Raw genomic sequence first — 12720 nt, 5'->3', positions numbered from 1 at the left:
CCTCGATCAGCTGGTCATCCACGGCCTTCACCGACTGCGGCTCAGCCACCTCGACGGTCTCCGGTTCAGGCATGTTGTTACTGGTCATCGGCGCATCTTCCATGATCAGGAGTTACACCGTTCGTTTTACAGGTGGGCGAGATTGGCTGCGCTGATCACCTCGGGTACGGGAAAATGGGGTCGGACGTCCCGGTCAGCCGATGGGCCTGCGATGCCAGCGAGCTCGTTTTACAGGATGGCGATGGGGGCCGACCAGGGGACCACGGATTGTTGCCAGGGCGGTAGTTGTCTGCAGCCTGGAGCACGCGTGTCAGATTCCGCTACTTCCTTGGCCCCTCCGGGATGTCCGCCGCACACGGGGGTGTTCGGGCGGGAGGGAAAACAGGATGGCCCGGCTCCAGGATACGAAGGACGAGGTAATTCATCTACGGTCCGCGGGAGTGGACCTTGGCAAAAGGTTTCTGCTTGCATGCGTGCGGATGCCGAGTACGAAACGGGCCGGTAGCTGGTCACTGGAGACTGAACGGTTCGGCACCACGACGGTTGAAGTCAGGCGCTTGCTGGCCTGGCTGCTGGAACGGCAGGTCGAGGTAGTGGTGATGGAGGCGACCTCGGACTACTGGCGGCCGGTCTACTACCTGCTGCAGCCGCACCTCAATCTGATGCTGGTCAACCCAGCCCACCTCAAGGGGATTCGGGGCCGCAAGACCGATCCCAGTGACGCGGCGTTTCTCGCCCGGGCCGGGGCGTCAGGAATGGTGATGGCCTCGTTTGTGCCCGGGCGCGATATTCGAGAGCTACGGGATCTCACGCGCCGGCGGACTGAGCTGGCGCGGGCGGCGGGCTGGGAAGCACAGCGGCTCGAGAAGGAGCTGGAGGACACTGGGATGAAGCTTTCCTCCGTTCTCAGCGACGTGGCCGGCGCGACGGGCCGGGCCATTTTGGAAGCTTTGATCAGCGGGGAACGGGATCCGGCTCGGCTTGCCGACCTCGCGATCGGCCGGGCCCGGAACAAGATTCCCCAACTCGTCGAAGCTCTGGACGGGGAGTTCACCGGCCATCACGCTTTCATGGTCCGGCACTACCTGGACGAGATCGACCGGTGGAAGAGCGTCATCGCGGCCTTCGATGCCCGGGTCTGCGCTCTGCTGGCGGAGCAGGAGAGGGACCTCTCCAATCTGGCCACCATTCCTGGCCTGGGCCGTCTCGCCGCGGAGATTGTCATGGCCGAGACCGGTGGTGACATGGCCCAGTTCGCCTCAGCCCAGCGCCTCGCGTCCTGGATCGGGGTCTGCCCCGGGCAGAACGAGTCGGCCGGGGTGAACCGGTCCGGCCGCACCCGTCCTGGGAACAAGAACCTCAAACGCCTGCTCGGGATCGCCGCCATGGTCGCGATCAGGAAGAAGGACTCCTACCTCGGCGTCTTCTTCCGACGGCTGGCGGCCAGACGGGGAGGCAAGCGGGCCCTGGTCGCCGTGATGCACAAGCTCGCCATCGCCATCTGGCACGTCCTGCATGACCACGCGCCCTATCGAGAACTCGGTGCTGACCACTTCACCCGCCGGGATCCCGAACGCGCCATGCGCCGCATGATCAAGGAAGCCAACAGCCTCGGAATGACCGTCCGCTTCGAACCGATCACAGCCTGACCTGCTCAACCACGGGGGTCATTTTCGTGTCAGTCCCGAACCCGTGGTCAGGCCTCGACGGTGAAGGCCGGCTCGTAGCCCTGGGCCGTACGGACGTCCTCGTACACCACGGTGGGGCGCAGCCGGTTCCAGCGGTGGCCGAGGAGGACGGCGAGTCCCATGGGGCACGCGAGAAAGAGGTGGATCCGGGGGGTGGTGCGGGTGGCGCGGCGGAGGGTGTCACGGATTCCGACGGCGAGGGCGTTGGCAGCCTGGCTGTCGAGGAGGGAGCCGTCCTTGGGACCGGTCGGCGGGATGAGGACGAGGAGTTTGGATGCAGGGGTGTTCTGTTCACGCAGGTAGTCGAGAACGTCTTTGGTGAAGTCCTTTGGTCTCACGGTCACGTTGATGCCGACAGCGAGATCCTCGCCTTGATCGATGTCGTGTTCCTCGGCGGTGGGGTCGCAGTCGGTGTCGTATGTGTCGCTGGTGGACCACAGCTGTCCGCGTTGGAGAACGGCGAGGTCGGCTCCGGTGACCATGCGGAAGGCGGTGCCGGTCAGGAACGCAGGCGCCAGGCGCAGGCTTCCCGTCACGGAGATGGCGGTGCTGCCGTGGAGGTGTGCGGGGGCAGCTTCGATGTCTTCCTGCAGCTGTGCCCAGGTGGAGGGTGTCAGCGGGCGGCGCTTGGTGAATTCGGAGGACGATTCGAACCGATCGACCCAGTCGATGGTGTGGTCCGCCTCGCCTGCCACGGGGTCAGGCTTGAGGGTGGCGATCGACAGGACCGCGCGGGCGGGTCCGGTCTTCAGGTTGAGAGTATCGACCGCTGCTCTGGCCATCTCGAGGGTGATGGTCCGGTGGCCGCACCGGACCTGCTGCGCGACCCAGTTCGCGCCGTCGTCGACCGCTTGGCCGTCGTGGCGAAGGCCGGAAGCTGCCATGAGGAGCTGCAGCTGTTCCTGCACATGGGGCAGTTCTCGGGACAGGTCGAAGCGCAGGTGTGAGAGGAGGTCATGGAGTTCGGTGTCGCTCAGCCCGGCGTTCTCGGCCCAGCGGGCTCGCGCTTTGCCTATCTTCGATCTCTCTGTGCCCTCGGCCCCCTTGGGCACGAGCAGCTGGGTCCGGGCGTCGCGCACGGCGATCAGGGGATCGCTCGGGTCGGGCGCGCGGTTGGTGATGAGTGCGAGGTCCACGTCGATGCCGTCAGCAGTGAGCGTGCGCCACGTCCTGGCGATCTTCTTCAGGATGGACGGGCCGCCGGTGGGACTCGGTTTGGTCAGGTACTCCTCATTGACGGGTGTGGAGCTGCTGACGGCGTATTTGACCTGGGTGTAGGTGTGGGGCGGGGTGCGGCGCAGCAGGACGACATCGTCGAGGTTGCCTGCGTCGTCGGCTTCGACGCCGACCGAGATGACGGGATTGGCGGCGTGGATGGCGTTCTCGCGCAGGAGGGTGAGGCAACCGGCCCAGGCGATGAGCCACTGGTAATGGTCGCCGGTGATCCTGACGCTGGTGGGACTCGGGGCTGGCAGAGGTTTCATGGGGCGCTCTCCCGGGGCGAGGGGTGGTGTGGCGCTGTTCTGTGTGCGTCGCGGGGGTATCGGGCCGTTACTGGTGCCCTGGCTGGTTCGGCAGTCCGTGTACGGCGACCTGGGTTATTGCGTTGTTGTGGCAGGTCCAGGCAGTCATGTCCCAGTGCGGTGCGCGGAGGCTGAGGATGACGGCGATGAAGCTGTGGAAGGCGAGTTCGGGGTCGTTGAGGAGTTGGTGGTAGGTGGCTGCGTCGCGGGCGCTGGGGACGGGGTGGCTGGTGGGGTGGGTGTGCCATTCGCCGATCCAGACGCTGTGGTCTTGGGCGTAGGCCTGATCGGCCAAGGTCTGGGTGTGGGCCAGGTCGCGTAGGAAGTAGGTGGGGGTCTGGACCGCGTCGGGTCCGGGTGTTCCAGCGTGCCGGACGATCACCGTGTCGTGGATGTGGTGCCCCAGCAGGATGCCTCCGGTTTCCCTGGTGGGGTCGGCGGTTCGGATCTCGTGGGTGATGACGTGGGCGGCTTGTGGGGTGAGGTGTATGGCGGTGATGGGTTGCGGGGTCATGGGGATTCGCAGGTGGGGCATCCGGGGCGTGGGGGTGTTGCGGGGAGCCATCGCATCTCGCCGGTGCGGGTCAGGTCGAAGGGCGGTGCGCAGTCGGGCTGTCGGCGCAGGCTGATGAGTGCGTGTTCGCCGGGGAGCCGCTGGTCGGGGTGTCCGTGGCGTTCGAGGAGGGTGGCGACGGCGGTCTTGGCGGCGAGGTGGGCGACGAGGTGGAGGTCGGGGCCGACTGCGGTCATCGGCCGGTGTCTGGTTCCGGTGCCGTATCCGGCATCGAGTGCAGGTTCGGGGTCGATGCCGCCGCGCTCGGCGAGGGTCTGGCGTCGGCAGGTGAGGCATCCGTGCTGGGGCCAGGGTCTCAGTCGCAGGATTTCGCCGATGGCGCCGTCCTGCAGGACGCAGGCCATGACGGCGGGGATGCCGGCGCGGCGGGTGAGGTGTCCGGTGACGCGGCGGGCGCCGACGCCGTCGGCAGCGCAGACGACGAGGTCGCACTCTTTGAGCAGCGGTCTGATCCGGTCGGCGTCCTCGACGATGTCGAGGACGAGGGGAACGACCGTGGTGTCGGGGCGGAGCGGGGTGAGTTCTTCGGCGAGGGCAGTGGCTTTGGGGCGGCCGACGTGGCGGCGGGCAGTGGTGTGGCGTACGAGGTTGTGCCAGGAAAGCCGGTCGGGGTCGACGAGGGTGAGGTGCCCAATGCCGTAGCCGGCGAGGGCGTGGGCGGTGGCGGATCCGATGCTGCCGGTGCCGACGAGCATGACGCGTGCTGTTTGAAGGTCCTGGACGGGCCAGTGGTCGTGGAGTTGGCCTATGCCGGTGATCGTCGGCTCGACGAGGGAGTTGAGGGGGTAAACGCCGTCGCGGCCGACACGCCAGACGACGATGTCGGACACGTCGTGCTCGGGAAAGGTGTCCTTCAGGTCCGGGGCGTAGGTCAGGGCGATGTAGGGATTGTGGCCGGGATTCTTGAATCCGCTGGTGAGGTGCTCTTGGAATACGGACAGGGGGATGCCTGTGCGGAGTCTGCCGCGCAGTTGGCGCCATTGAAGGTGGAGCATGGGGGCCGCGCGGTACCAGCAGCCGGACAGGCTTCCGTCGCCGGCGGCGAGCAGGTTCTGGCCAGGTGAGGCGTCGACTGGGAGAATCGCGCCGTCCCGAGTGGAGATTCCTCGGATGACTGCCAGGTTTTCGTGGTTGCTGCGCAGGGTCATCAGACCCCAGGGGCCGGCCTGGCGGATGGTGGCTGCTGCGTGGTGGGGAACGAGGATCAGCACAAGGGTTCGCTCCCGGCGTCTTGGTGGTCCGGTGCTGTGTCGTGTGGAGCCGTCAGGATGTTGTCCGCGGCGGCCATGGTGGGTGGCGGCTGAGTGAGGAAGTGGTCGAAACAGTCGTCCTCGACGATGCCGCAGTCGGACATTTGCGAGATTGCCCCATGCTTCATCAGCGCGTATTCCACCCGCCAGGCAGCGGCTTTGAGGAGCAGATCGACGACAGACTCTCGGCCCGTCCACAGGGCGTGGGCTCGTAGGAGGCACAGGGTGCCGTCGCCGTTGACGTGCCAGCGTGACTGCGTCCACTCGGCCAGCTCGGGAACCGGGTCAAGGGGGAAGATGTGGGGCGGCACCATCGGGTAGGCCTGCGGGAAGGCCATGGCGACGCGCAGCCCTGTGGTTCCCATCCAGTCGGTGAGGTACGGGGGCTGGGGTCGGTCGAACGGCCACAGGGGTAGCGTGCCGTGCCAGCTACCGGCACCTTCGCCGTCGTAGAGCAGGTCGGGGAAGGCAGCGGTGATCTCTCGCTGGTCCCGCTTGAGGCGGCGAGGCTCGCAGGCCCACCACGTGATGGGGTCAGGGTGCGTGGGCCTTCGAGGGTCGGGGCTGGTCGTCATCCCTGGGGTGCGTCTTTGATCGGCCGGGGGGTGATGAGCGCGGGCGTGCCGGTGATCAGGGCCGGGGCTCCGGTGATGGGGCGTGCGGGTTTGGCCGGGGCGGGGAAGGAGTCGCCCAGGATCTCCTGCCATAGCCGCAGGGCGTCGTCGGTGTCGCCTGCCGCGGCGGCGGCACAGGCCCGGTCGGCGAGCTCGGCGGCTTCGGCAAGCGCGGTCTGCAGGCCGTCGTAGTCAAGGTCGGGTTGGATCTCACCGCACAGGTCGGCAGGGTCGCGTACGCCTTCGTTGACGCGGGCTGCAGCAGCGGTGAAGAAGGTGCGCAGCCCGCTGGCGCGGTTGCCGGATGTGGGCATGCAGTTGAGGGCGAGGACTTCCATGACGAGGGACTTGATCCGGCCCGGGACCGGAACGTCGTGGCGCCACCGCTTCAGGACGCGGACAAGTGGGCGGAAGTGCTCCCACTCTCCTTGGTGGGCGGCTACCAGGTTGATCAGGTGCTCAGGATGGGCAGGCACCCATATCTGAGTCAGCTTCTCGGGGATGAGGAGGGTGCCGTCGGCCTGCCGGCGGGCAGGCATCACGTCGACGGTGAAGCCGCTGTCGTCGTCGGAGTCGTCGAGGAAGCACTTGACCGCGTGGTTCCTCGGCAGCGCGCGCCAGACTTCCCTGCCGTGGGTGCCATTGGTCTTGCCCAACAGACGGTTGACCTGGCCGCGGGTGTGGTCCAGGGCCTGCTCCGCGCTGAGGCCAGGGGTGCCCCAGCCCGGGTGCTGGACAGCGTCGTAGACGACAACGACGTCGACGTCGTGAATGGGCTTGAGCTGGGTGCTGCGACTCAGCGAGCCGGAGCCGAAGACCTCGGCGACATCGGGTTCGCTGCCCAGCGCCTTCCTGAACAGGTCGCGTCGATCCCGGGCGAGCCTGGTCTGGTCGATGTCCTCGTTGACGCTCTTCTGGAAGTCGTCGAACGCCTCGTCGATCCGCATCGTGCCTCCTCGATCTTGCGTGTTCAGCCCTGGTCGCACACCGAGTTCGGCCGCCTGGTGGGGCAGGCTTCGTCCGCGTTCGGGAGGCATTAGGCCACTCCCGTTCAGCGTAGGCGGCACCACTGACAACACCGCCTGAAAGCCGCATAGTCGATCAAGGATGTACGGCACAGCGCCAGGATCCCCTCCCCGTGCTGACGGCCCCTCGACGGCGGGCCGGGATTCAAGGAGGTGGCGGGTGGGTGAGCAAGTTGCGGGCTGGGAGCTGCGGGGATGGCCTGCCGATGGCCTCACGGAAGTACTTGCTGCTGTCGAGCTCCCACTCACTCCCCCGTCACCTCGGGCAGGCGCGGACGTTCCCACCGGTACTGGGGGGTATTCCAAGGGTTGGAATAACTGAGTCCACCATCTGAATGGGATACCAGCCCGTATGCCGCGTCCTTTCAGACGAATCAGCGAGGCCCTTGATCTTGGGGGCGGGCTACGTCGGCTGCGTAGGCGGCCCAGTCTCCTGCCGCGATCTGCTGCCAGATGACGACGACGTCGACCTGGATCCCGAGCATGCGGGCCAGGAACCCTGCTGGGAGCCCGGCCGCCAGGGTGAACAAGGCAGTTGAACGGTCCGGGCGGGGGCGCAGTCCCATTCTCTTCAGCCGCTCGTCGAGGGCGGCGAAGTCGATGTGTTCGCCGGGACGGCGTCCGGGGAACAGCCAGGGGCTTGCGTCTGGGGTGTGGGGGCTGGAGCGCTTTTTGCGTGTGTCAGCAAGCTCTCGGACGAGACCTGCGAGCGGTTCAGGGACGGTGACCGGCGTGCTCCCGAACAGGATCCGGGTGTAGCCACCTTCTAGAACCACGTGGTCGATGGTGAGCCGGGAAATGGTTCTGGGGCGCTGGGCGTAGAGAAGGAGCAGGAGTCCGGCGACGCGGTCTGGGGTGGTGAGGGTGGTGTCGTGGAGCAGGCGCCGGACGTCGGTCCAGCGACGCTCGCTGTCGATGCTGTGGGCTGGGCCCATCCAACGGACTGCGGGGTAGGTCAGTCCCGTGGCGTGCGCGTGAGAGACCGACCAGCGGATGAAGTGGCTTGTTTCACGGGGGTAGGTGGAGTTGGGAGAGGTGATCCACCGCTCGAGGTCGGGCTGGGTACAGGTCGCGAGGGCGAGGCCTTGTTCTCGAAGCCAGTCCAGGAAATTCGCCGCCGCGGTGATGTGAGTACGGACATTGGCGGCCTGAAGCCTCGTGGCGGGTGCCTTGTTCAGACGGTTGCGGAGGCGGCGCAGATGGTGCCAGACGGCGTACCCATGAAGGATCCGGTGTTCGGCAGGATCGGTACGGTCCTTCAGAGCCTGGGCGGTCCAATGTTCCAGACGTGTGAGGTATTCGTCGCGGGCGGTCAGTGCTTGAGTGGCAACGAGGATGCCTCGCAGATGCGACACCGCCTTGTTGAAGGGCAGTTCGTCCAGGGTGGCGTGAGTCAACGGGCGCGGGTCGGCGTCGATGGCGCGCAGCAGAGTGATGACTTTCGGCAGTTTCAGCCAGGCCATGGTCGTGTCCGGCCGTCCGTTGTTGAGAAGGGCCTCGTACAGCGGAGTGAGACGTTCAGGAAGGTCCTGGCCGGGCCCACCAAGGTATTCGCGCAGCCGCCCGCCGAGAACGCACCTGGGGCAGGTGCGGGTGGTGAGCTGCCAGGGAGCGTCGCAGGTCCTACAGCGACTCCAGGCAGCCGGGTCCGGGTTGACGCAGCGGGCGCATAGAGGAGCCTCGCGCGTTCCACCCCGTGTAGGTGCGGTGGTCCCGCATCCGCTGCACGTGGCCCAGCGTTTCTCGCATCCGTCGCACCAGGGCTCACCAGTAACGGGTGAGACCCAGCCGGGTCCCGTGCGTCGGCACATGGCGCAGGTGACGTGTTGGCGCGGACGGCAGCTGACACACCGAGGCCCATCGGCAAGACGGGTGGCGACTCTGCGGCGGCGTCCGCAGCTACGGCACTCTTCATGATTGGCAGGGTCGTTGACGACGCAGTCTGCACAGACCGGCCCGCCGTCGGGATCACGGGCAGCCGGATCCCGCACAGCACCGCAGACAGTGCAGGGGACGGCTCTGACCCGCCCGTAACAGGTCCTGCAAATCCGCTGTCCGTCGACCATGGGCCGTAGCCGCACTGTCCGGTGGCAGCGGGGACAGGACGGACGGGTGATCCCGGTGGCACCTGCAGCGAGGAGTGCGTCGATGAACCTCAGCGCTGCCTGCGAAGCGCGATGCCCCTGGCCGGTGAGAAGTTCGGGCCGGGCGAGTAACTCTCGGGCCATCCTCTCCTGCTGCAGCACGTAACGGCATGCCTGTTGCGTCGCTCGCTCAACCGTCTGCTCACTCAAACCCGGGCTGCGGTCCTTGATCAGCGCGGCCAGAGCGGGGATGGCTTGCGGGTCGCTATCCGGGCAGCGATGGCACCGTGGCTTCCCCTCCCGATCCCGACTGACGATCTTGCGTGCCCTACCGCATCCGGCACAGGGCCTGCTTTCCTCGAAGCACGAACCACACCCCCAGGCCCCGGCAGCCCAGTACGAGATCTTGCGTTGTTCACCGTCACACCGTGAACAACGCGGTGCAGCGACATTGCCTGCGCCGGCTGCCCGTAAGGCCAAGAGCAGTTCGGCAACAGCTTTCGGAGCCGGCGGACGGCCGGTACGCAGTACCTGCGGATCGGCTTCCAACGCATCGGCCAGACGGCGCCGTTTAGACCGTTCGGAAGTGATGCTCACGATGACATCGCGCACCTGGTCAGGAGAGAGATGCTGTTCAATCAGGCAGACGTGGGAGACGATCCGCTGGACTGGATCGGAGGCGTACTCGGCCTCGGATGCGGAGGTCACTCGTCGGCCCTGCTGATACGGGCACGCTTGGGCCTCAGATCGCCGACCCCATGTTCGCCACCGGCCCCGCCCGCTGCGGCCCTCTTCATCGTTGCGGACCCGACCGCCACGACAGGCTCGATGAGATCGTCCATCGAACAGTCGAGGATGTCGAGCAACGCCATGAGGATCTTCAGACTCAGCCGCTCCGGTCGTTCCACGGCCAGCCGGTAGACCTGGCTGGTGGACAAGGTGATGCCGCGCGCCGCAAGAGGCGCAATCAGGTCGGTGGTGGAGAACATGCCACGGTCCGCCATGACGTGCCGCAGGTGCCATCGGTAGTCGAGCTTCGCGTTCATCCGTGCCCGCCTACGGCCGACGGCTCGGCAAAGGCAGGTGCGAGCGCCCGCTGCAGAGCGCTGTTCATGAAGGCGTCGCTGACATGGGTATAGGTGGCAAGAGAACTGTCGCACTCGTGACCGACCTGTTGCTGGATTATCTTGAGTTCGTTGTCGGGCCAGGCTGCTGACCTGTGTGTTTGTGTCGTGGTCGCTGTGCAGGACGTAGCGGTTGGGGGCATCTGACGTCCTTTCAGCACGGGCCGATCGTTACCGACCTGGCATTGCTCGCGCCGCCTCGCGGCGGGCCTGTGCGAGTCGTCGCCGCACGTTGTTCGCCCAGGGCCCGGGCGAGTTGTTCGCGAAGCTGCTGGTTCTCCTCGGTGAGACGGCGGATGCGGGCGCCGGCGGCTTCGAGCCGGCGCAGCAAAGACGCGTCGGATGTGCGTTGACGTGCAGGCAGCGGGGACGCGGGTGCTCGGCGATGTACTGCACGAAGTTGCTCGATCTCCGCTCGCAAGTCCGGCTGGGCATAGAGCCAGGACCGGGAGACACCTGCTCGTTTCGCCACCGTCTCGAAGGTGACGCGCTCGCCCTCGGCATCGAGGGCGCGGAGCGCCTGGACGGCCTTGGAGCGGGTGTACTCGCTGCGCCGACGGGCGGCATCGACGATGTGCTGGCTGTTGTCAGCTCGCATCAGCAGTCGCCTCCGGCTCGTCGGGCTCGGATTCCAGACTAGTGATGACCTTCTCCAGGTTGCCCAGGACCTGGCGGTTCATCTCGACCACGCGTGACTGGCCGCGGGCCTCGGCGGCGGAGACGATCTGCAGTAGCTGCTGGCGCTGTTCGCGGTGCTGCGGCAGGAACTCGGGGGTAGTGACGAACATCGGGCATGTCAGGCAAGCGTTGGCATGTGGACAGACCTTCTGAACCGGCAGCCCGCAGTAGCCGTTGGGCAGGGCCTGGGTCACGCGGCCGAGCCGCTGCTTGGCCCAGTTGGCCTCGGCGAGCGGACCGTCGGGGTCGACGGTGACGCTCTCGCCCTTGGAATTGACCTTGCGGGCCTTCTCCCAGTGCCGGCGGACGGTGGTGTCATGCAGCCGCGCATAATGAGCAGTCATCTCGCCGGAGGAGTGATCAAGGATCACACGTACGACTTCCTGCGGGACATCCCGGTTGATCAGCCTGGTTCCGAGAGTGTGGCGCCATTGATGGGGCGTCAGATGCACCGCGCGGCCGTGTTCATCGCGGACGTCACACCGCTCCAGCCAGCGGTCGAGCTGTCCGCGATAGGAGTGCGTGGTCAGTGGCCGGGTGCCGTCGGGGTTCATCCGCGGGGCCGGGAACAGCCACCGGCTACCGTCAGGCCAGCGCTGAAGGACGCGCTGCTGCTGGGCTGTGATCTCGCCTTCGACATCCTCGTCGATGGGGACCAGGGCCTCGCGCTTCATCTTCCGGTTGAGATAGCGCAGGTAGGCGGCGCCGTCCGCGTCCCGGACGATGCAGGCGAAGGCCAGGTTGCAGGCGTCGCCGACCCGGAGCCCGCAGCGCATCAGGATCAAGGTGAGCGCACGCCCGTCGGGGGTGTGCCAGCGGTCGAGGTTGGCGCTCTGCTCGACCTGAGCCATCACGTGTTCGGCCAGCCCTCGGGGCAGCCGCTTGTCGGGCCGTGGGAAGTCGTCGGGGTAGAAGGCCGCGTTCGCCGGCAGGGCCGGTCCCCAGTCGTGGCGGCGCATGGCGTGGAAGAACGCGTTGAGCGAACCGATGTCCCGGCTGCGCGAGTGCACCGATCGCATATCGAGAGCGAGGGCGGCCAGATAGCGTTCGAGTACTGCCCGGTCGACGGCGGCGAGATCGCCTGCGGCGACCTGTGGGGCGGCCAGGAATCCGGAGAACCGGTTGAGCGCCAGGAGATCGACGACGGCCTGGTTGACACTGCGGCCGATGCTCAGCCGCCAGCGCACGAACCGTTTGGCCGGCTCGCGCAGCCACGGCTGGGTGATGCGGTCGAAGCGCAACCGGGCCCGGGTGCCGTCGATCCCGAGCCGGCGTAGTTCCCACACATCGCGCGGGAACTCGCTCTCCCAACCGCTGCCGTGGGCGAGATCCTCCAGGTGCGTGTACGCATAGCGCAAGAACGCCAGTTGCCCGTTCTGGCCGTGGCAGGAGCCACGTGTCTCGGCCGCGTAGTACTCGCTCCACCGCTCGATCGGCCATTCCAGCAACGACGCGGTGCCGCTGGCGGCGGCCAGCCGGATCACCGGGCCGGCAGCCGAGCTGTGGGTGTTGACCTGCCGCTCGTCGTGGCGGCACTGCAGCGCGTACTGCAGCTCCAGCCTCAGCTGGCGCTTTGCCTTCAGCGGCCGGAAGTCGAAGCGGTCGTCTCCCGCGGCCTCGCAGCGGCGTACGAACTCCTCGGTCTCGGGGCTTCCGACGGCATACCAGCGGGACTTGTGGTTGTGGCAGAACGGCGACTTCCCCTGGACCCACAGGGCGCAGAACGACAGTCGGCAGACCCGATGGCCATCGTCTTCGACCACGGGCAGGCCCGCCGTCCACTTCTTCCTGCCGGGCATGCCCGCCCGCTCCCAGAAACCGTGGTGGCTCACGCAGAGTCCCTGGCGGGCCGCACCGTAGCGGCACCCGGTGACAGCGCAGGCCGTCAGTTCGGTCCGTCCGACCGGGCCGGGGCCGGGATCGGCGATGAACGCCTCCATGTCCGGGCCCCCGCGTCGCTGCCAGCGGTAGTAGTGGCCGCGGCAGAGCCGGCGGGTGCGGGGCTGGCGCGGGCATCCGGGAACCCGGCAGGATCCCAGGCCGAAGATCAGCTCCCCGGGGGCGGGGATGAACACATCGACGCGGAACTCCGGCCGGACGGCGGCCATAAGCTTGCCCAACAGTCCCGAACCGGGAGCCGGAACGGCAGATGCCATCTCG

At 67.1% G+C, this 12720-nt stretch carries 10 protein-coding genes; 1 reads left to right on the top strand and 9 read right to left on the bottom strand.

What is annotated here, in order from left to right; genetic code table 11:
- The first annotated feature begins 386 nt into the window (after positions 1–386).
- Positions 387–1649 carry an IS110 family transposase gene (locus AB0D12_RS34415; protein WP_362691865.1) on the top strand — a complete coding sequence of 421 codons (1263 nt, stop codon included), beginning with the start codon at positions 387–389 and terminating at the stop codon, positions 1647–1649.
- Positions 1650–1696: 47 nt separating this feature from the next.
- Here the strand turns inward: AB0D12_RS34415 and AB0D12_RS34410 are convergent, their stop codons facing one another.
- The 9 genes from AB0D12_RS34410 to AB0D12_RS34370 all read right to left on the bottom strand — a co-directional run bounded on the left by AB0D12_RS34410 (position 1697) and on the right by AB0D12_RS34370 (position 12716).
- Positions 1697–3172 (bottom strand): SAVED domain-containing protein, encoded by a 1476-nt coding sequence (locus tag AB0D12_RS34410; RefSeq protein WP_362691862.1) that lies wholly within the window; start codon positions 3170–3172, stop codon positions 1697–1699.
- A 67-nt stretch (positions 3173–3239) separates the two neighbouring features.
- A complete protein-coding gene (locus tag AB0D12_RS34405) occupies positions 3240–3725 on the bottom strand; it encodes a Mov34/MPN/PAD-1 family protein (protein ID WP_362691859.1) in 486 nt (161 codons plus the stop codon).
- Positions 3722–4996: a ThiF family adenylyltransferase gene (locus AB0D12_RS34400; RefSeq protein WP_362691856.1), complete on the bottom strand. Its 1275-nt coding sequence runs from the start codon at positions 4994–4996 to the stop codon at positions 3722–3724. The genes AB0D12_RS34405 and AB0D12_RS34400 overlap by 4 nt, the downstream gene beginning before the upstream one ends.
- On the bottom strand, positions 4990–5610 hold the full coding sequence (locus tag AB0D12_RS34395; protein WP_362691853.1) for a hypothetical protein: 621 nt from the start codon (positions 5608–5610) through the stop codon (positions 4990–4992). The genes AB0D12_RS34400 and AB0D12_RS34395 overlap by 7 nt, the downstream gene beginning before the upstream one ends.
- The gene (locus tag AB0D12_RS34390; RefSeq protein WP_362691850.1) at positions 5607–6596 is read right to left on the bottom strand and encodes a hypothetical protein; all 990 of its coding nucleotides are present in this window, start codon (positions 6594–6596) and stop codon (positions 5607–5609) included. Before AB0D12_RS34390 ends, AB0D12_RS34395 begins: the two co-directional genes overlap by 4 nt.
- Before the next feature lie 452 nt (positions 6597–7048).
- Entirely contained in the window at positions 7049–8137 is a 1089-nt protein-coding gene (locus tag AB0D12_RS34385; RefSeq protein WP_362691847.1) for a hypothetical protein, read from the bottom strand.
- Between the two features lie 1325 nt (positions 8138–9462).
- The gene (locus tag AB0D12_RS34380) at positions 9463–9804 is read right to left on the bottom strand and encodes a helix-turn-helix transcriptional regulator (protein ID WP_362691844.1); all 342 of its coding nucleotides are present in this window, start codon (positions 9802–9804) and stop codon (positions 9463–9465) included.
- Between the two features lie 232 nt (positions 9805–10036).
- A complete protein-coding gene (locus tag AB0D12_RS34375) occupies positions 10037–10480 on the bottom strand; it encodes a DUF6262 family protein (RefSeq protein WP_362691842.1) in 444 nt (147 codons plus the stop codon).
- The gene (locus AB0D12_RS34370; RefSeq protein ID WP_362691880.1) at positions 10470–12716 is read right to left on the bottom strand and encodes a tyrosine-type recombinase/integrase; all 2247 of its coding nucleotides are present in this window, start codon (positions 12714–12716) and stop codon (positions 10470–10472) included. Before AB0D12_RS34370 ends, AB0D12_RS34375 begins: the two co-directional genes overlap by 11 nt.
- Between the last annotated feature and the right edge of the window lie 4 nt (positions 12717–12720).

This window comes from Streptomyces sp. NPDC048479 (assembly GCF_040651435.1).
Taxonomy (GTDB): Bacteria; Actinomycetota; Actinomycetes; order Streptomycetales; family Streptomycetaceae; genus Streptomyces.
The sequence above is the reverse complement of the archived record's forward strand: the minus strand, read 5'-3'. Positions and strand labels throughout refer to the sequence as shown.

Excerpts from the sequence above, each read along its gene's own strand:
- AB0D12_RS34370 (WP_362691880.1), bottom strand. The coding sequence starts at position 12,716 with ATGGCATCTGCCGTTCCGGCTCCCGGTTCGGGACTGTTGGGCAAGCTT.
- AB0D12_RS34385 (WP_362691847.1), bottom strand. The coding sequence starts at position 8,137 with ATGGCCTGGCTGAAACTGCCGAAAGTCATCACTCTGCTGCGCGCCATC.
- AB0D12_RS34390 (WP_362691850.1), bottom strand. The coding sequence starts at position 6,596 with ATGCGGATCGACGAGGCGTTCGACGACTTCCAGAAGAGCGTCAACGAG.
- AB0D12_RS34415 (WP_362691865.1), top strand. The coding sequence starts at position 387 with ATGGCCCGGCTCCAGGATACGAAGGACGAGGTAATTCATCTACGGTCC.
- AB0D12_RS34410 (WP_362691862.1), bottom strand. The coding sequence starts at position 3,172 with ATGAAACCTCTGCCAGCCCCGAGTCCCACCAGCGTCAGGATCACCGGC.
- AB0D12_RS34375 (WP_362691842.1), bottom strand. The coding sequence starts at position 10,480 with ATGCGAGCTGACAACAGCCAGCACATCGTCGATGCCGCCCGTCGGCGC.
- AB0D12_RS34380 (WP_362691844.1), bottom strand. The coding sequence starts at position 9,804 with ATGAACGCGAAGCTCGACTACCGATGGCACCTGCGGCACGTCATGGCG.
- AB0D12_RS34395 (WP_362691853.1), bottom strand. The coding sequence starts at position 5,610 with ATGACGACCAGCCCCGACCCTCGAAGGCCCACGCACCCTGACCCCATC.
- AB0D12_RS34405 (WP_362691859.1), bottom strand. The coding sequence starts at position 3,725 with ATGACCCCGCAACCCATCACCGCCATACACCTCACCCCACAAGCCGCC.